General features: G+C 72.7%; 15 protein-coding genes. 8 read left to right on the forward strand and 7 right to left on the reverse strand.

Translation table 11 applies throughout. The annotated features are described in order from the left end of the window. Positions 1-99: 99 nt before the first annotated feature. Positions 100-1,086, reverse strand: a complete 987-nt coding sequence (locus E6R62_RS39315; protein WP_168713928.1) for a hypothetical protein — start codon at positions 1,084-1,086, stop codon at positions 100-102. Between the two features lie 296 nt (positions 1,087-1,382). Here E6R62_RS39315 and E6R62_RS00585 point away from each other — a divergent pair, with 296 nt between their 5' ends. Together E6R62_RS00585 and E6R62_RS00590 are read left to right on the forward strand one after the other, a co-directional pair. Continuing rightward, positions 1,383-2,606 carry a DUF1266 domain-containing protein gene (locus E6R62_RS00585; RefSeq protein ID WP_136210207.1) on the forward strand — a complete coding sequence of 408 codons (1,224 nt, stop codon included), beginning with the start codon at positions 1,383-1,385 and terminating at the stop codon, positions 2,604-2,606. A gap of 79 nt (positions 2,607-2,685) precedes the next feature. Next, the gene (locus E6R62_RS00590; protein ID WP_136210209.1) at positions 2,686-3,102 is read left to right on the forward strand and encodes a PPOX class F420-dependent oxidoreductase; all 417 of its coding nucleotides are present in this window, start codon (positions 2,686-2,688) and stop codon (positions 3,100-3,102) included. 72 nt (positions 3,103-3,174) lie between these two features. Here E6R62_RS00590 and E6R62_RS00595 read toward each other — a convergent pair whose 3' ends face one another. From E6R62_RS00595 to pdhA, 5 genes are all read right to left on the reverse strand, one after another. Next, positions 3,175-3,930 (reverse strand): hypothetical protein, encoded by a 756-nt coding sequence (locus tag E6R62_RS00595; protein WP_136210211.1) that lies wholly within the window; start codon positions 3,928-3,930, stop codon positions 3,175-3,177. A gap of 78 nt (positions 3,931-4,008) precedes the next feature. Then, on the reverse strand, positions 4,009-4,461 hold the full coding sequence (locus E6R62_RS42010; RefSeq protein WP_306432390.1) for a GNAT family N-acetyltransferase: 453 nt from the start codon (positions 4,459-4,461) through the stop codon (positions 4,009-4,011). A gap of 684 nt (positions 4,462-5,145) precedes the next feature. Continuing rightward, complete coding sequence (locus E6R62_RS41650; protein ID WP_136210638.1) at positions 5,146-6,588, reverse strand: dihydrolipoamide acetyltransferase family protein; 1,443 nt, start codon at positions 6,586-6,588, stop codon at positions 5,146-5,148. Positions 6,589-6,619: 31 nt separating this feature from the next. Then, positions 6,620-7,600: an alpha-ketoacid dehydrogenase subunit beta gene (locus E6R62_RS00610; RefSeq protein WP_136210213.1), complete on the reverse strand. Its 981-nt coding sequence runs from the start codon at positions 7,598-7,600 to the stop codon at positions 6,620-6,622. A gap of 5 nt (positions 7,601-7,605) precedes the next feature. Continuing rightward, complete coding sequence (gene pdhA, locus E6R62_RS00615) at positions 7,606-8,805, reverse strand: pyruvate dehydrogenase (acetyl-transferring) E1 component subunit alpha (RefSeq protein WP_136210215.1); 1,200 nt, start codon at positions 8,803-8,805, stop codon at positions 7,606-7,608. Positions 8,806-9,130: 325 nt separating this feature from the next. Here pdhA and E6R62_RS00620 point away from each other — a divergent pair, with 325 nt between their 5' ends. Next, the gene (locus tag E6R62_RS00620; RefSeq protein ID WP_136210217.1) at positions 9,131-9,793 is read left to right on the forward strand and encodes a response regulator transcription factor; all 663 of its coding nucleotides are present in this window, start codon (positions 9,131-9,133) and stop codon (positions 9,791-9,793) included. A gap of 210 nt (positions 9,794-10,003) precedes the next feature. Here the strand turns inward: E6R62_RS00620 and E6R62_RS00625 are convergent, their stop codons facing one another. Further along, complete coding sequence (locus tag E6R62_RS00625; RefSeq protein ID WP_136210219.1) at positions 10,004-11,644, reverse strand: protein kinase; 1,641 nt, start codon at positions 11,642-11,644, stop codon at positions 10,004-10,006. A gap of 227 nt (positions 11,645-11,871) precedes the next feature. Here E6R62_RS00625 and E6R62_RS00630 point away from each other — a divergent pair, with 227 nt between their 5' ends. The 5 genes from E6R62_RS00630 to E6R62_RS00650 all read left to right on the forward strand — a co-directional run bounded on the left by E6R62_RS00630 (position 11,872) and on the right by E6R62_RS00650 (position 18,787). Continuing rightward, entirely contained in the window at positions 11,872-13,533 is a 1,662-nt protein-coding gene (locus E6R62_RS00630; RefSeq protein ID WP_136210221.1) for a protein kinase, read from the forward strand. Between the two features lie 185 nt (positions 13,534-13,718). Beyond that, on the forward strand, positions 13,719-14,330 hold the full coding sequence (locus tag E6R62_RS00635) for a hypothetical protein (RefSeq protein ID WP_136210223.1): 612 nt from the start codon (positions 13,719-13,721) through the stop codon (positions 14,328-14,330). Between the two features lie 110 nt (positions 14,331-14,440). Next, positions 14,441-15,169 (forward strand): PadR family transcriptional regulator, encoded by a 729-nt coding sequence (locus E6R62_RS00640; RefSeq protein ID WP_136210225.1) that lies wholly within the window; start codon positions 14,441-14,443, stop codon positions 15,167-15,169. A gap of 25 nt (positions 15,170-15,194) precedes the next feature. Then, a complete protein-coding gene (locus E6R62_RS00645) occupies positions 15,195-15,938 on the forward strand; it encodes an ABC transporter ATP-binding protein (RefSeq protein WP_136210227.1) in 744 nt (247 codons plus the stop codon). A 104-nt stretch (positions 15,939-16,042) separates the two neighbouring features. Next, positions 16,043-18,787, forward strand: coding sequence for an FtsX-like permease family protein (locus E6R62_RS00650; RefSeq protein ID WP_240801428.1), 2,745 nt, complete (start codon positions 16,043-16,045; stop codon positions 18,785-18,787). The last annotated feature ends 40 nt before the right edge of the window (positions 18,788-18,827 follow it).

The following is an 18,827-nucleotide window of genomic DNA, read 5'->3' on the forward strand; positions in this document are numbered from 1 at the left end:
CGGGGGAGGGGACCGCGATCCGCCGCGTCCCCGACGCGAGAAGGTCGCCGGGGACGCGGGGTTCGTGGGTACCGCCGTACCGGGGTACCGGGGTACCGCTTAGGCGGTGGGCGCCTTGTGCTGACCGGAACCGTTGATCAGGGCGAGCAGGACGGCGCCGAGGTCGGTGACGACCATGTCCGCCTTGGCCTTGGCGTCGGCCGAGCCGCTACCGGTCGCCGCGACCTTCATGAGGCCGTCGACCGATGCCTTGAGCTTGTCGACGGCCGCGCCGGCCTTGTCGACGGGAGCGGCCTTGGGCGCGACGGCGGGCGCGACGGCCGGAGCAGCCGGCTTGGCCGGCTGGGCGACCGGAGGCTGGGCCACCGGAGGCTTCGCCGGCTCGGCGACCGGAGGCTTCGCCGGCTCGGCGACCGGAGGCTTCACCGGCTCGGCGACCGGAGGCTTCACCGGCTCGGCGACCGGAGGCTTCACCGGCTCGGCGACCGGAGGCTTCACCGGCTGGGCCACCGGAGGCTTCGCCGGCTCGGCGACCGGAGGCTTCGCCGGCTGGGCGACCGGGTCGGCGGGCTTGGCCGGCTGGGCGACCGGAGGCTGGGCCACCGGAGGCTGGGCCACCGGAGGCTTCGCCGGCTCGGCGACCGGAGGCTTCGCCGGCTGGGCGACCGGAGGCTTCGCGGCCGGGTCGGCCGGCGGGTCCAGCGGCGCGGCAGCGGGCTTCGCGAGCACCGGGTCCGCCGGTACGGGCGCCGGCAGCGGCGCCGCCGAAGCGGGCAGGCTCTGCCGCAGCTCCGCGAACGCGGGCTCCAGCTTCGTCTTGACGGCGGCCAGGTCGGCCTCCGAGACCTTCCCGTTCGGCGACTTCAACACCGCCGAGACCAGGTCGGTGACGGGTTCGAGCACTCCGGCGGCGGCGCCGAGCGACTGGACCTGCGCGAGCAGCGCCTCACTGCCGGGAACGGCCTGCTCCGAGGCGGCGAAGGTCGAGCGCTCCGGCGTGGACACGGCCGCCGCGATGCCGGGGGAGGCGGTCAGCAGGGTCACGCAGAGGGCGGCGGGGACGGAGTAGCGGGTGATGCGGTGCAACGGCTCGCTCCTGTTCAGAGATGTCAGTGAACGTCTGTTCCGATGACGCGGGGCCTTGGAGGTGCCCCATACCACTGACCGACAGCCGGTCACCTACCGCAACCGGAGCCACTCCTCCGCAGCCCCCGACACGCCGCGCAACAGCGCGAAACCCCTGCCTGACCAGGCCAAACCCCTTCACCCCCGACCGCGACCCATACGGACGCGCCTCCTCACCCAGCGTGACGCGTCCCCCCGGACATCCCGGTCGCCTCGCCCGCCGACTGCCGTCCGACACGCCCGGATAGGGTCTCCCCATGGGGACGTGGACCGCGCCGAGCACCGTAGAACACGAGCTGGAAGAGGCCAAGGCCGCCGGGAACTGGCCGGCGTTCTTCGACGCCCTCGCACTCGCCGACCTCTTCGTACCGCAGGAACGGTCCTTCCAGGACGCCCATCCCACCCGAATACGGCGCCGCCGGGTCCACCTGCCCCGGGCGCGCGCCGACGCGTACGTGGTGTTCACCAAGGGGATGCTGCCCGCCCCCTCCCCCGACCTGGTCTTCGAGAGCGTCGACCTCGGTTGGTTCTGCGAGAGTTACCCGCCCGACGGGCCCGCCTACCTGGCGCTGAACCCGGGAACACCCTTCGAGACCCTGCTGCCCGCCACGCCCGCGCACCGCGCCGGCTGGGCTCACCACGACGGCCGCCGGCCGCGATACGTGGGCCTGGAGCGGGGCAAGGTCCACGCCCTCCGCGTCGGCGGACCCCTGCACGGCCCCGTCGCCTTCGGGCTGGCCTGCGGCGCGCATCTGGCCGTGCGCGCGGGCGAGTTCTGGAACGCCCTGGCCCACCACGGGCACGGCTATACGAAGGAGCGCGACAAGCTCCGCGACAGTTGGGGCGTCACCACCCGGGAGGAATGGCTCGTCACCGTCGAGCGGCTGCTGCGGGCCGACATGGTCAGCCCCGTATGGGAGTTCGCGCTCCGCGTGCGCCAGGCGCTCGCCCAGGAGTTCGCCGGGCCCGTGGACGTCGAGCACTGGCGGCACGCCACGGAGGCGACCTTGCGCGCCAACGCCGAGCGGGCCGCCGAGCCCCGGCTGACCCCCGAAGGGGTCACGGTCGCACAGCCGCGCCCGACCGCCGAGGTGGAGGGCGAGATCGCGGGCGTCCAGCGGGTCATCGGCCGCATCACCCGTTACGAACAGCGGTTCCGGGCCGACGGGGTGCTCGGCGAGGGCAAGCACGTGCGGTCCGTGGAAGCGTGGGACTACGGCCGGGCCTCCCAGATGGCCCGCTGGGGCGTCGGCGCCCGCTTCGGGACGCTCGCCGAGGCCGAGGACGCCGTGGTGCGGGCGGGGAAGGCCTGCCGGATCGCCTACCGTTCCTGGGAGGAGCTCTCGGCGGGGTTCGTCCTCGGGCGCTGCATGCAGTTCGACGAGGAGGAATTCGGGCCGTGGTACCAGGAGATGGCGACCGCGCACCGTGAGCTGACCGGCGACCCGGGGAGCCCCTGGCGCAACCTCGCCTGGGGCTGAGGGGGCGGACCTCGGTTAATCGCACCGGCGGCGCGGAAACCCGGCGTGCCGTCGCACGCCCCCGACTAGCCTGCGCCGTATGACTGTTGAGTTGAACGACGCCGTACGCAAGCTCTTGGACGCGCCGCACCCGGCCGTGCTGACGACGCTCAACCCCGATGGCGGACCGCAGAGTTCGGTGGTCTGGGTGACTCGCGACGGGAACGAACTGCTGGTCTCCACCGAGCAGGGGCGCCGCAAGGAACGGAACATCGTCCGTGACGCGCGGGTCGGCCTGACCGTCTTCGACCTGACCAATCCGTTCCTCTACGCGGAGATCCGCGGCACCGCCTCGGTCACCGAGGACACGGGACGGGCGGTCGCCGTGCGGATCGCGGAGGAGTACCTGGGACCGGGCGGCGGCAAGGAGTACGCGCAGGCGCCCGCCGAGAACCTCCGGGTGGTCCTGCGCATCACCCCGACGAACGTGCTGGGCAACGCCGCCAAGGCCGGCTAGCCGACACGGGGCGCCGACGCGCCGGACCGCGGCTGGGGAGAGCCCGGGCTCACCCGAGCGCCGGACCGCGGCTCAGGGGAGCCGCGGCGCGAGGGCCGTCCAGGCGTCGACGGCCGCCCTGAGGGGGTCGTCGGCCGCCAGGTGGGCCCGGACCAGGGTCATCCAGGGCAGCAGGTTCTTGATCCGGCGCAGGCGCAGGATGCGCTCCCGTGGGAGGTCCCGCCAGACCCGGGCCTCGGCCGCCGCCCGCGCCGGGGTCAGGTCGATCAGTGCCAGCACCTCGCGGCACAGCTCGGCGGGGTCGCCTCCCGGGCCGGGCCCGAACCGCTCGATGAGGTAGCCCCGTACCGCCGCCCGCTCGACCCCGCGTTCCACGGCGTCCCGGTGCTCCACCCGGGCGACCGCGGCCAGGGCCACCCGGCCCCAGCGCAGCCGCACCGCGTCGGGCAGCGACTCGTCGTGCATCCGGGCCACGGCGAGGGCGCGCAGGGGGCCCGGGTGCGGTTCCTCGCGCAGCGGCGGATCGGTGGCCAGCCAGGTCTCCAGGTCGTCCAAGGCGTGCCCGGCGGGCGGTACGCAGGTCAGCACCTGCCCCCGGGAAAGGAGCGCGACCATCGGCCCGGTGAGGTGGACCCGCGCCGCGTGCGGGGGATCCACGAAGTCCCGGGGCGCTCCCCACGCCTCGATGCGGGCCAGACCGAGCCGCAGGCCCCCGGCGGTGTACACCTGGCCGGCCCGCGCGGTCCCGCCGACGACGCGGACGACGCACACCCCGCCCGAGACGTCGGCCTCCTCGACGGAGTACACCTGCAACTCGGCGATCGGCATCCGTCCCCCCTTCCACCGGCCCCGGCCGACTCCGGCCCGCCCCGGTCTGCCTCCGGCCCGGAGGCTACCGCCCCGCGCTCACGCCCGCGACGGCCCTTCCAGGACCAGGCGGATCTCCGTGACCTCGTAACCGGCGCGGTCGAACGCGGCGGCCATCGGGATGTTCACGGTGTCGGTCGTCGCGGTGACGCGCCGGGCGCCCTGGGCCGCGTGGAAGCGGGTGATCTCCGCGAGGATCTCGTCGATCAGGCCCTTGCCGCGTTGTTCCGGCACGACCCCGAGGTAGCCCACGTTGCGGTGGTAGGGGGTCGCGGAGGGAACCGCCACGCCGGCCAGGGTGCCGTCCGGCAGCTCCGCCAGCCGCCACCAGGAGCGTTCGCCGGGACAGTCGCGGTAGAACTCGACGTCCTCCCGGGCCAGTCGGCCGGCGTCCATGGAGCGCAGCTCCGTGCGGGTGTGCACGTCCAGGCTGCCCACCGAGACGCGGGCGAACGCCTCCACGAACTCCGCGTCCGTGCCCTCGCGGAACACCAGCCGTCCGCCGGCTCCCGGGGCTCCCGCGGCCGGGGACGCCCCCGGCGCCGGCTCGGGGCGGGTCCACTCGTAGGCAGGCGCTCGATCACGCTGGTCAGCCCCGCCCTGTACGCCGCCTCCCGGCGCCAGGCGACGGCCTCGGCGAGGTCGGGGCCGGCACGCCGGTCGCGGGGCAACGAGATGTTGTAGACGGGGAGGCTCCCGAACGCCGCGTGTCCGGCGGCGAGCAGGCCGGCGGCGACGGTCGCCGGATCGGCGACCGTGGCCCGGACCTGGAGGCAGTCGAGCGCGACGGGCCGCTCACTGTCCTCACGGCCCCACCACAGGGCCCGGGCGAGGACTTCGCCTCCCTCGTCCTCGGCGAACCAGATCCACTCGGGCCGCAGTCGCCCCGCGGCCATTTCCTCCCGGACGCGGTCGGCGGCGAGGGCTTCGAGGGGCCCGTCGGCGGGATACGTGAGGGCGCGGTCGATGTCCGTGGGGTCTGCGGTCGCAGCGCGGAATGGCATCCGCCGATGATCACCCGACGGAACGTCCCCCACCAGGGATTTCCCGGATCGACGGGGGTCCGGGAAGGGGTACGCCGGGCAGGAGGACTCCGGCATGCGGTCTCCCGGTCCGGAACGGCCGGTGGCCGGTCTCCCCGCGGGGAGACCGGCCACCGGCGCCGCGTACGTCCTGTTACGACCAGGTGACGAGGCGGCGGGGGTGTTCCAGGACCGCCGCGATGTCGGCCAGGAAGCGGGAGCCGAGCTCGCCGTCGATCAGACGGTGGTCGAACGACAGCGCCAGCGTGGTGACCTGCCGCGGCTTGACCTTGCCCTTGTGGACCCACGGCTGGAGCTTGATCGCGCCGACCGCGAGGATCGCGGACTCGCCGGGGTTCAGGATGGGCGTACCGGTGTCGACGCCGAAGACGCCGACGTTGGTGATGGTGATCGTGCCGTTCTGCATGTCGGCCGGGGAGGTCTTGCCGTCGCGGGCCGTGGCGACCAGCGAGGACAGGGCCTCGGAGAGCTCGGGCAGCGTCTTGGCGTGGGCGTCCTTGATGTTCGGGACGATCAGGCCGCGCGGGGTCGCCGCCGCGATACCGAGGTTGACGTAGTGCTTGAGCACGATCTCCTGGGCCGCTTCGTCCCAGGACGCGTTGACGTCCGGGTTGCGGCGGATGGCCACCAGGACGGCCTTGGCGATCAGGAGCAGCGGGTTGACCCGCAGACCCGCGAGGTCCGGGTCCTCCTTGAGCTGCTGTACCAGCTTCATCGTGCGCGTCACGTCGAGGGTGATGAACTCGGTGACGTGCGGGGCGGTGAAGGCGGAGCCGACCATCGCCTGGGCGGTGACCTTGCGGACGCCCTTGACCGGGATACGGGTCTCGCGCGCCATCGCGTCGGCCGGGACCGGGGCGGGTGCCTGGGCGGCGGCCGGAGCCTGGGCGGCGGCCGGGGCGGCCGGGGCCTGGACCGGCGCGGCGGCCTGCGGGGCGACGGCGGCGGACGCGGCGGCGTGCACGTCCTCGCGGGTCACGACGCCCCCCTCGCCGGTGGGGACCACCGTGGCGAGGTCGACGCCGAGGTCCTTGGCGAGCTTGCGGACCGGCGGCTTGGCGAGCGGGCGCTCGGTGACCCCGAGGGCGGTGCCGTTGCCGTTGCCGTTCCCATTGCCGTTGCCGTTCAGCGCCGCCGTCCCGCTCTGAGCGGGGACGGCGGGGACGGCCGGGGCCGCCGGCGAGCCCGCTGCCGCGGCCTTGCGCGGTCGGCGCTTCGTGGAGGCGGTGGACACGCCGTAGCCGACCAGGACGGGTTGGCGCGCCTCGGCGGCCGGCTCCTGACCGGCGGCCGGGGAAGCGGCCGGGGCGGCGGCTGGGGCGGCCACCTCCTGGGCCGGGGCCTCGGCGGCCCCGCCCTCGGTCCGCACCGAGATGATCACCTGGCCGACGTCGACCGTGGTGCCCTCCTCGAAGAGGAGCGCGTGCACGGTCCCGTCGAAGGGGATCGGCAGCTCCACGGCCGCCTTCGCCGTCTCCACCTCGCAGACGACCTGCCCGTCGGTGACCGTGTCACCCGGCTGGACGTACCACTTGAGGATCTCGGCCTCGGTGAGGCCCTCGCCCACATCGGGCATCTTGAATTCGCGGATCGTCACAGGGCTCTCCTCAGTACGCCAGCGAGCGGTCGACGGCGTCGAGCACCCTGTCCAGGCCCGGCAGATACTCGTCCTCCAGGCGGGCCGGCGGGTACGGCGCGTGGAAACCGCCCACGCGCAGCACCGGGGCCTCCAGGTGGTAGAAGCACCGCTCCGTGATGCGAGCGGCGATCTCCGAACCCACGCCCAGGAACACCGGGGCCTCGTGGACGATCACCAACCGGCGGGTGCGCTCGACCGAGGCCTGCAACCCGTCGAAGTCGATCGGGGACATCGACCGCAGGTCGACGACCTCCACCGACTTGCCCTCCTCGGCGGCCGCGGCCGCCGCCTCCAGGCAGACCTTCACCATCGGGCCGTAGGCGGCCAGCGTGAGGTCCGTGCCGGACCGCGCCACCCGGGCGGCGTGCAGGGCGTCCGGGATCGCCTCGACGTCGACCTCGCCCTTGTCCCAGTAGCGCCGCTTCGGCTCGAAGAAGATCACCGGGTCGTCGCTGAGGATCGCCTGCTGGAGCATCCAGTACGCGTCGCTCGCGTTCGACGGCGAGACCACCTTCAGGCCCGGGACGTGCGCGAACAGCGTCTCCGGGGACTCGCTGTGGTGCTCGACCGCGCCGATGCCGCCCGCGTAGGGGATGCGGATGACGACCGGCATCTTGATCTTGCCGAGCGAGCGCGCGTGCATCTTCGCGAGCTGCGTGACGATCTGGTCGTAGGCGGGGAAGACGAACCCGTCGAACTGGATCTCCACGACCGGGCGGTAGCCGCGCAGGGCCAGGCCGATGGCGGTACCGACGATGCCGGATTCGGCGAGCGGGGTGTCGATGACCCGCTCCTCGCCGAAGTCCTTCTGCAGACCGTCGGTGATACGGAAGACCCCGCCGAGCTTGCCGACGTCCTCGCCCATGATCAGGACCTTGGGGTCCGTCTCCAGGGCCTTGCGCAGCGAGTCGTTGAGCGCCTTCGCGATGGTCAGCTTCTGTACGGCCATGGTGGTCACTCCCCGCCTTCGAAGGACGCGAGGTAGGCGGCGAACTGGGCGCGCTCCTCGTCGACGAGCGCGTGCCCGTCCGCGTAGACGTTCTCGAAGATCGCCATGGTGTCCGGGTCGGGCATGGCGCGCACGACCTCGCGCACCCGCTTGCCCAGCGTCTCGCTCTCCTCCTCCAGCCGCGCGAAGAACGCCTCGTCGGCGCCGCCCGTCGCGAGGAGGTGGGCCTTCAGGCGCAGGATCGGGTCCTTGGCCTCCCAGGCCGCCGTCTCCTCGTCGCGCCGGTACTTCGTCGGGTCGTCGGAGGTGGTGTGCGCGCCCATGCGGTAGGTGAACGCCTCGACCAGGGTCGGGCCCTCGCCGTTGCGCGCCCGCTCCAGCGCCCAGCGGGTGACCGCCAGGCAGGCCAGGACGTCGTTGCCGTCGACGCGGACGCCCGGGAAACCGAAGCCCTGGGCCCGCTGGTAGAGCGGCACGCGCATCTGGCGCTCGGTGGGCTCGGAGATCGCCCACTGGTTGTTCTGGCAGAAGAACACGACCGGGGAGTTGTACACCGCCGAGAAGGTGAACGCCTCGGCCACGTCACCCTGACTGGACGCACCATCACCGAAATAGGCGATGACCGCGGAGTCCGCACCGTCCTTGGCCACGCCCATCGCGTACCCGGTCGCGTGCAGCGTCTGGGAGCCGATGACGATCGTGTACAGGTGGAAGTTGTTGGTGTTCGGGTCCCAGCCACCGTGGTTCACGCCGCGGAACATGCCGAGCAGATTGGTCGGGTCGACCCCGCGGCACCACGCGACACCGTGCTCGCGGTAGGTGGGGAAGACGTAGTCGTCGTCGCGCAGCGCCCGGCCGGAGCCGATCTGCGCGGCTTCCTGACCGAGGAGCGAGGCCCACAGGCCCAGCTCGCCCTGACGCTGCAGGGCGGTCGCCTCGCCGTCGAAACGGCGGGTCAGGACCATGTCGCGGTAGAGCCCGCGCAGGTCCTCGGTGGTGATGTCGGCGACGTAAGGGGCGAACCGCGCGCTGTCGGCGCTCTCGACCCGTTCTCCCTCGGGCGTCAGCAGCTGTACGAGCTGAGGCTCGGCGTCGTGCGGCTGTGCGGTGGCAGCGGCGGTCTTGCGGGCGCTCTCGGCGCCGGCCGCCCGCTTGGTGCCGCTGCTGCGTCGCGGCTTGCGCGCGGCAGTGCTCTCCACGGTCACGTGTGCTCCTCCGTCGGTCCGGCACCCGGGTTCTCCGGGGTCCAGTGCGGCTCACCTGTATGCGTACCCGCGCACGGGGTGGGTGCGAGGAAGGTACGGGATTCAGGCGTGACAGGTGCCCCGGCGAGTGCCCTGCGCAATGCACGTTACCCAGTGCCTCGCATAACTGCGAAACCCCGTTTGACCTGCGATTTTGCTTGGATATCCAAGTAAATCGGCGGTTGCGGGAACAACCACTGGTCACAGCCTTGCAGGGGGCCGGAACAACGGCACGTTATCCCGGGTAACAGCGCCTGGGAAGGGGTGAGTGTGTGAAACTGACTCCGTGCCCGAAAACGGTAAAATCAAGGTATTCCTCCTGGACGACCACGAAGTGGTGCGCCGGGGTGTACACGAGTTGCTGTCCGTCGAGGACGACATCGAGATCGTCGGTGAGGCGGGTACGGCCGCGGACGCGCTGGTGCGGATTCCGGCGACGCGCCCCGATGTCGCGGTCCTGGACGTGCGGCTCCCGGACGGCAGCGGGGTGGAGGTCTGCCGGGAGGTGCGCTCGCAGGACGAGGGCATCAAGTGCCTGATGCTGACCTCGTTCGCGGACGACGAGGCCTTGTTCGACGCGATCATGGCCGGCGCCTCGGGGTACGTACTGAAGGCGATCCGCGGGAACGAGCTGCTCAGCGCGGTGCGGGACGTGGCGGCGGGCAAGTCGCTGCTCGACCCGGTGGCCACCGCCCGGGTGCTGGAGCGGCTTCGCGACGGCAACAAGGGCAAGGGCGACGACCGGTTGGCGCACCTGACCGAACAGGAGCGCAAGATCCTCGACCTGATCGGCGAGGGACTCACGAACCGGGTCATCGGCGAGCGGCTGCACCTGGCCGAGAAGACCATCAAGAACTACGTCTCCAGCCTGCTGTCGAAGCTGGGCATGGAGCGCCGCTCACAGGCGGCGGCCTACGTGGCCCGGCTCCAGGCGGAGCGGCGCGTCTAGGCTCGCGGGCCCGACGCCTGCCGACCGCGGTTCCCGTTCCACCGGCGTGCGAGCCGCGCGCGAGCAGCGTGCGGGGGCACCCGAGCAGCGTGCGGGCGGGTCCGAGCGCCGTGCGAGCCGCGTGCGGGCCCGGCGCGAGCCGCGTACGAGGGCGGAAACGGGCGGGCCCGGCGGGAGGAATTCCCGCCGGGCCCGTTCGCCTGGGCGTTCCTACTCGGCGCCGGTGTTGTCCGGCGCCCCGGTGCCGCCGCCCCCGGGCGACTTCGTCGGCTTCTCCGGGGCCGTCGGCTTTTCCGAGACCGTCGGCTTTTCCGAGACCGTCGGCTTCTCCGAGACCGTGGTCTCCGTCGACGGCGTCGGGCTGGGGCTCTGCGTGTACTTGGTGCGGCCCGAAGTCGGCTTGACGGTCTCCTCGTCCGTCGACTCCGAGGAGTCCGAGGGCGGCGCGGAGGGCGTGGTGTCCGAGGAGGCCGAGGAACTCTGCGAGGCCTTCGGCGAACTGGTGTTGGTGGTCGCCGGCGCGTGTCCCCCGCCGCTGCCGCCGCCCATCGTCTTGACCGCGTAGGCGACGCCGCCGGCGATCGCGAGGACCGCGAGCACCGCGAACACCCACATCTTCCAACGGCTGCCGCGGCGGTCGTCGTATCCGCCGTTGCCGTAGCCGCCGTTCCCGTTCCCGTTGCCGTAGCCGCCATTGCCGTTGGCGTAGCCGCCGTTGCCGTAGCCGCCGTTGCCGCCGCCCGGGAAGGCCGAGCCGTCGTCCGGGTTGAGCGGGGGCACCATCGGCCGCTGGAACTGAGAGGTCGTGGCGTTCTGACCGTACGGCGGACGCTGTCCACCGGGCCCGTGCATCTGCGTCGTCGGGGTACCGGCGCCCGGCTGACCGTGCGGCAGCGCCATGGTGACGGGACCGGTGTTCCACGTACCGGAGTTGGGCCCCTGCTCATGGAGCATCTGGAGCGCGTACTGGACCAGCCCGCGCATCTCCTCGGCGCTCTGGAACCGGTCGTCCGGGTCCTTCGCCAGGGAGCGCATGACCAGGCCGTCGAGCTCCTGCGGGATGTGGTGCCCGTCGGGCAGCTGCGAGGGCGGCACCGGCGCGTCCTGGACGTGCTGGTAGACCACCGACAGCGGCGTCTCACCGGTGAAGGGGGGTCGCAGCGCGAGGAGTTCGTACAGCAGACAACCGGTGGCGTAGAGGTCCGAGCGGTGGTCCACGGCCTTGCCGAGGGCCTGTTCGGGCGACAGGTACTGGGGAGTGCCCATGACCATGCCGGTCTGGGTCATCGTCGACTGCGCACCGTGCAGGGCGCGGGCGATGCCGAAGTCCATCACCTTCACCGCGCCGGTGTTGGTGATGATGACGTTCGCGGGCTTGATGTCGCGGTGGACGATGCCGTGCTGGTGCGAGTACGCCAGCGCTTCCAGCACACCGGAGACGATGATCAGGGCCTGCTCGGGCCCTGGGGCCTCGGCACTGATCAGGAGCTCGCGGATGGTGCGGCCCTCGACCAGTTCCATGACGATGTACGGGACGACGTTCGGGCCGACCCGGTCCTCGCCCGAGTCGTAGACCGCGACGACGGCATGGTGGTTGAGCCCGGCGACCGACTGTGCCTCGCGGGTGAAGCGGGCCTTGGAGACCGGGTCCTCGGCGAGGTCGGCGCGCAACAGCTTCACGGCGACCGTACGTCCCAGTCGGACGTCCTCGGCGGCGAACACCTCCGCCATACCGCCTCGGCCCAGGCGGTGGGTGAGGCGGTAGCGGCCGTCGCCCACCAAGCCGCCTGCGCCCCAATGCTCAGGATCCTCGGCCATCCCGGCGCCGGTTCCGTCGGGTTCGGGTGCCATCAGTCCTCGCCGTCGTCTCTCTCGTCCGTAACTTCTGCGGGTCCTCTTCGCATGCTCCGACGAACGCTACAGCCTCGGAACAGGTCGCCGTTCGGGCAATGGCGCCCCGTGGCCCCCCGGTCACGGAAAGGCCACCTGGCTTGACTGGTGCTTACCCTCCGGCAGACTGGGCGCGACATGCGCTCTGCCAGACGCGTTCGGACACAGCCCGAGGGGAAGCAACAGTCATGAGCCAGGACGGCACACGGGGCCGGTACGCAGGCGGTTCCCTGGCCGGTGGCCGTTACCAGCTAAGGGACTTGCTGGGCGAGGGCGGCATGGCGTCCGTCTATCTCGCCTACGACTCGGCGCTCGATCGACAGGTGGCCATCAAAACCCTGCACAGCGAATTGGGCCGGGAAGCGTCTTTCCGCGAGCGGTTCCGTCGCGAGGCGCAGGCTGTAGCGAAACTGTCGCACACCAACATCGTCTCGGTATTCGACACGGGCGAGGGCACGGTGAGGTTCGGCGGGGCCGCCGCGGACGACGGCGCCCCGATGCCGTACATCGTGATGGAGTACGTGGAGGGGCAGCCCCTGGGCTCCGTGCTCCAGGCCGACGTCGCGCAGTACGGCGCGATGCCGGCCGACCGGGCGCTGAAGGTGACGGCCGACGTGCTGGCCGCGCTGGAGACCAGCCACGAGATGGGCCTGGTGCACCGCGACATCAAGCCCGGCAACGTGATGATGACCAAGCGCGGCGTGGTCAAGGTCATGGACTTCGGCATCGCGCGGGCCATGCAGTCGGGGGTCACCTCGATGACGCAGACCGGCATGGTCGTGGGCACCCCGCAGTACCTGTCGCCCGAGCAGGCGCTGGGGCGGGCCGTGGACGCCCGCTCCGACCTGTACTCGGTCGGCATCATGCTGTTCCAGCTGCTGACCGGTCGACTGCCCTTCGACGCGGACTCGCCGCTGGCCATCGCGTACGCGCACGTCCAGGAGGAGCCGGTCGCCCCGTCCTCGGTGAACCGTGCCGTGACCCCGGCGATGGACGCGCTGGTGGCCCGGGCCCTGAAGAAGAACCCGAACGAGCGTTTCCCGACGGCCGCGGCCATGGGCGACGAGATCGCGCGGGTCCTGGCGGCGGGTCAGACGGGTGCGCCGGTCATCGTCCCGGGCGCGGCGACGGGCGGCAGCGGCGCCGGGGTGGGTTCGGCCGTGTTCCCGCCGGTGGACTCCGCCTTCCAGACGCCGCCGCAGTCCGTGCAGCAGCCGTACCAGACGCCGTCCCCGTACGCGCCGCACACCCCCGCGCAGGGCGGTTACGCGTACCCGCCCCAGCAGCACACTCCGGCCCCGCAGCACGCGCAGCACGCGCAGCAGCAGTACGCCCCGCAGACGCCGCCGCCGTTCACCATCTCGCCGAACCCGGGCGGCGGGGCGGGCGCCGCGGCCACGAAGTCGAACACGCCGGTGATCATCGGTGCGATCGTGGTGGCGCTGCTGGCCGTCGGCGGGCTGATCGCGGCGCTCAACGGGGGCAACGGCGACAAGGACGAAGCGAAGGGCGGGGACGCATCGGCGTCGGCATCGGCGTCGGCATCGGGCCCCGCGAAGGCGGGACACAAGGGCCCTGACACCTCGCGCACGATGGACGCGGAGAAGTGCAAGAACCCGTCCAAGGACTGGAAGGACGCCTCGAAGGTGTCGGCGCCCGACTTCACCTACAAGAACCTGGGTTCGGTGAAGCTCTGCATCCAGGCCGCGGGCGGCAAGTACAAGATCGAGAACAAGGACGAGGCGGTCTTCGGGCAGGACACCGTGCTGGCGCAATTCCCGACCGCCGGAACCGCGGTGACGAAGGACCAGGAGTACACGCTGACCGTGTCCACCGGCGACCCGCAGTAGGCGGGTGCGACGGCCGCGCCGACGCGGGCCGCCGCCGCAGTGCTCCGGTATCCCGGGCCACCCTGATGGGCGGTCCGGGATGCCGCTTTTGTCCCCCCGTGCGAATGTGAGCCCTGTACAGGCCCGAGCGACTGCCGTCCCGCGCGCTCGCGCCGCGGCGCCGCTCGGACGGGAGGGGCTTCCCCGTGACCCAACGTCTCCGCGCGCCGGTGTGGGCGGCCTGGGCCGCGCTGGCCGCCGTAGCGGTTCTGGGCGTCGCGCCCGGGCAGGGCCGGGGTCCCGCCCCCGCACGGGTCCCGATCGCCTCCGCGAGCGCCGACGCGGAGGCCGACGTACCCCAAGAGGCCTACGAGGAACTGGCCGGCAGCGCGGCGGGCGTCGGGCGGGAGCGGCCCGGTCGGCCCGTCGGCGAGCCGGCCGACCCCGAGGCGATGGTGGCCTCCGGGCCCCGGCAACCCGTGCGTCCGCGGCGACCGCCCGTCGCTCCTCCCGGTGCGGTGCCGACGGGCCCTGTGACGGGCCCTGTGACGGGCCCTTCGACCGAGCAGCCCAACGGTCGGCCGAACGGTCAGCGGCCCGCGGCGCCGTCGGACGTCCCGACCGGGGCGGCTTCCGGCGCCGCGAGCCCCGCCCCCAGCGGCACACCGAGTACGGGCTCCGCGGTCAACGCGCTCGGCAACGGGTCGAACGACCGGGCCGCGGATCTCGCCGCCCACATGCTGCCGCTCGGGGCCGGGCTCGCCCTGATGGGGTTGGGCCTGGGGTTCATCGGCGTGCGGCTGCGGCGGGGCCCCTGACCCGCCGGGGCCGGCAGGGCCCCGGGGGCCGCCCCGGGCCCCGCGTCCCCCTCGCGACGTACGACCCAGGATGGTTGCGGTCCTGGACATACTCGGTATACATACTGAGTATGTCGATCCGCCACGGTCTCCTGGCCCTGCTCGAAAGGGGTCCTCGGTACGGCTCTCAGCTGCGTACCGAGTTCGAATCCCGCACCGGCTCCACCTGGCCGCTCAACGTCGGGCAGGTCTACACGACCCTCGCCCGCCTGGAGCGCGACGGCCTCGTCGCCCCCGGCGGTGAGGACCCGGCCGGCCACACGCTCTACGCCATCACCGACACCGGACGCGCCGAACTGCGCGCCTGGTACGAGCGCCCCGTCGACCGCACCAACCCGCCGCGCGACGAGCTTTCGATCAAGCTCGCCATGGCCGTCGGCGCTCCGGGCGTCGACATCCGCTCGGTCATCCAGTCGCAGCGGCACGCCACCATCCAGGCGATGCAGGACTACACGCGGCTCAAGGCCCAGGCCCTCGCCGCGATCGAGAGCGGCAAGACGCGGGAACGCGACGACTTGGCCTGGCTGCTCGTCCTCGAACAGCTGATCTTCCAGACCGAGGCCGAGGCGCGCTGGCTCGACCACTGCGAGACACGGCTCGTCCGGCTCTCCCACACGGCCGCCCGGTCGACCGAAGAGCCCGACCCAACGCCCGCGAGCCGCACCCCGGCCACCACCTCGCCGGCCACTGCCTCGCCGGTCACCACCGCGCCGGTCACCACTCCCGTGAGCGTCCCGGGCGCCGCAACGACCGCAGCGACCACCGACCCGTCCCGCACCGCACGCATCCGGCGGCGCTGAACCACCGTTTCCAGGGGGGACCCACATGCCCGACCAGCACACGCAGCGGCCCGTACTCCGGTTGGAGAAACTCGTCCGTACGCACGGCAGCGGCGCCACCGAGGTACACGCCCTGCGCGGCATCGACCTCGCCGTCCATCCCGGCGAACTCGTGGCCGTCATGGGGCCCTCCGGCTCCGGCAAGTCCACGCTGCTCACCCTCGCCGGGGGACTCGACACCCCCAGCTCCGGACGCGTCGTCGTCGAAGGCACCGACCTCACCACCGCGAGCCGCAGGCAACTGGCCGCGCTGCGCCGCCGAAGCATCGGCTACGTCTTCCAGGACTACAACCTGATCCCCGCCCTCACCGCCGCCGAGAACGTGGCGCTCCCCCGCGAACTGGACGGGGTCTCGGCGCGCAAGGCGCGGGCCTCCGCCCTGGCGGCGCTGGAGGAGATGAACCTCGGGCAGCTCGCCGACCGGTTCCCCGACGAGATGTCCGGCGGTCAGCAGCAGCGCGTCGCCATCGCCCGCGCCCTGGTCGGCGACCGCCGCCTGGTCCTCGCGGACGAACCCACCGGCGCCCTCGACTCCGAGACCGGGGAGTCCGTCCTCGCGCTGCTGCGTTCGCGCTGCGACGCCGGGGCGGCCGGAATCCTGGTCACGCACGAGCCGCGGTTCGCCGCCTGGGCCGACCGGGTCGTGTTCCTGCGCGACGGCAGCGTCGTCGACGAGACACTGCGCAGCGGGGCCGACTCGCTGCTCTCGGGGCGGGCGGCCGGTCTGTGAGCCCCTCGTTCCTCTCGTCCTGGTACCACGGGTGGGTCGCGGCGGTGCGCATAGCGCGCCGTGACGCCTGGCGCGCCAAGGGACGCAGCGCCCTCGTACTCGCGATGATCGCCCTGCCCATCGTCGGTGTGAGCGCCGTCGACCTGACGTGGCGCAGTTCCGCGCTCTCCGCCGAACAGTCCCTGTCCCGCCGGATCGGCGCCGCCGACGCGCGGCTGGAGGCCACCTCCCTCGGCACGGCCATCTACCAGAACCCGGCGGCCGACCGGTACGAGCCCGTCGGCGGATATCGCGACTACGACCCGTCGAAGACGAAGCAGGAGGACGTGCGGGTCCCGTCCGTCCTCCCGCAGGGTGCCCAGGTGGTGCAGGACAGTCACGTCAGCGCCAGGGTCCGCACCACCCACGGGCTGCTCGACACCGAGCTGCGCGAGGTGGACACGGCCAGCCCGCTGGTGGAGGGGCTGTTCACCCTCAAGCGGGGTCGGCTGCCCGCGACGGCGGGCGAGGTCATCGCCACCGACTCCTTCCTCAAGGAGTCCGGCTTCTTCGTCGGCTCCGAGCTGACCCCGCGTGGCGCCCCCCGGTCCTACCGGATCGTGGGCGCGTACGAGCTTCCGTCCGCCCTCAAGAGCACTCAGATCATCGCGCCGCCGCGGACCCTTCTCGCCCCGCTCGACCAGGCGTTGACGCGGGCCGGGGGCCAGGGGTTGAGCGTCAACGACAGTTTCCTCGTCGCGGTCGGCGGCGATGGTTTCACGTGGAACATGGTGCGGGCCGCCAACGCCAAGGGAATCCTCGCCGTCTCGCGCGACGCCGAACTGCACCCGCCGGCCGACTCGGACGTCCCGCTGTACGCGCAGCAGCGCGAGAAGGGCACGGCCGACGACTACGACGGCTCGTCGACCCGAGCCGTCGAACTGACCGTGCTCGCCACCGTGGTGGGTCTGGCCGTGCTGGAGATCTGCCTGCTGGCCGGTCCCGCCTTCGCGGTCGGTGCCCGCCGTTCCGCCCGCCAGCTCGGCCTGGTCGGCGCCAACGGCGGTGATCGGCGGCACATCCGGGCCATCGTCCTGTCCGGCGGCCTCGTCATCGGCGCGACCTCCGCAGTCGTCGGCACCGCCCTCGGCACGGCGCTCACCCTGGGCCTCCGGCCGGTGCTGGAGGAGTATCTGGGGCTCCGCTGGGGCGGGTTCGAAGTCCGCCCCCTGGAACTGCTCGCCGTCGCCCTGGTCGCCGTACTGACAGGACTGCTCGCCGCGATCGTCCCGGCCGTCACCGCCTCCCGGCAGACCGTCCTGGCCTCGCTGACGGGCCGCCGGGGGGTCCGGCGCGCCAACCGCGTCCTCCCCGTCATCGGGATGGTCGCCATCGCGTCGGGCGCCGCCCTCGCCCTGTACGGGGCCCTCTCCGGACGGGGCACCCTGGTGGTCGCCGGTGGCAGCGCCCTGGCCGAGCTGGGCGTCGTCGCCCTGACACCGACACTGGTCGGCCTCTTCGGACGGGCCGGGCGGTGGCTGCCGCTGTCGCCGCGGCTCGCGCTGCGCGACGCCGTGCGCAACCGCGGGCGTACGGCCCCGGCGGTGGCCGCCGTGCTCGCAGCGGTGGCCGGAACCGTGGCCGTGGCCACCTACCAGCACAGCACCGAACTCCAGGCGCGTCACGAGTACGTGGCCTCACTGCCCGCCGGCGCCGGAATGCTGACGAACCAGGAGGACGACCGCTACAAGGACCTGCCGGCCGCCCGCGAGGCCCTGGCGAAGTCCTTCTCGCTGGCCGTACGCGCCGACGTCGACCGGGTGGTGACCGGCAAGCCGTCCTGCGATTCGTACTCGACGGAACCGGGCTGTGGGCGACTGGAGATCATCACCCCGCCGGAGAACCGCTGCCCGCTCTGGTCGTCGAAGAACGGGATGTCGGACTTCAGCCTGGAACAGACGCGCGCCCTGCGCAAGGACTGGCGCTGCCAGGAGCAGCAGAGCAGGCAGCCGCGCGGCACGGTCGTGGCCGACGAGAAGCTGATGACGGTGCTGGGCGTCGACGACCCGGGCGCGGCTGCCGCGCTGAGGTCCGGGCAGGCCGTCTCCTTCGACCGGCGCAACGTGAAGGCGGACAAGATCACCCTGCGGGTCGTCACCGAGGACGCCCAGGGCCAGGGCACGCCGGGAGCCGCGGACGAGCCGAAGGGCGTCGACAAGGTCCTCTCGGTCCACCAAGTGCCCGACGGAGTCACCGGATACGGGATCGAGGTGGTCCTGCCTCCCTCGGCGGTCAAGGCGGCGGGCCTGGGCACGGCCCCCTTCGGCACCTACTTCACCCTCGCCGAGAAGCCCACGAGCGCACAACGTCAGGCGCTGGCGGGCCGGATAGACCGGATCGGCATCGACGCCCCCGTCAAGATCGAGGAGGGCTTCCAGGGCAGGGACAGCGTGGAGATCCTCGCTCTGACGATCTTCGCGGGCCTGGTCACCATCGGAGCGGCGGGCATCGCCACCGGCCTGGCCCAGGCCGATGCCGAAGCCGACCTCAAGACGCTGGCCGCGGTAGGGGCGCCGCCGCGGGTGCGGCGGACGCTGAGCGGGTTCCAGTGCGGGGTGGTGGCCCTCATGGGCGTCGCCCTCGGCGCCGCCGCCGGACTGCTGCCGGCCGCGGGCCTGCGACTGACCGAGCGGCACGCGCTGGAGGGACTGATCGCCCACTCCGGCTCGAACGAGATCGCCTACGTGCCGTTCGCCGTGCCGTGGGAGACGCTGGGCGGTCTGCTGGTCCTGGTCCCGCTGGGCGCGGCGGTACTGGCGGCCCTGGTGACGAAGTCGGGCGGCGCGCTGGCGCGGCGCGCGACGGGCTGAGCGCCCACCGGCCTCACTGTTTGATTACGGGCCCTCGCAC

Source organism: Streptomyces sp. A1136 (genome assembly GCF_004795055.1).
In the GTDB taxonomy this organism is placed as follows: domain Bacteria; phylum Actinomycetota; class Actinomycetes; order Streptomycetales; family Streptomycetaceae; genus Streptomyces.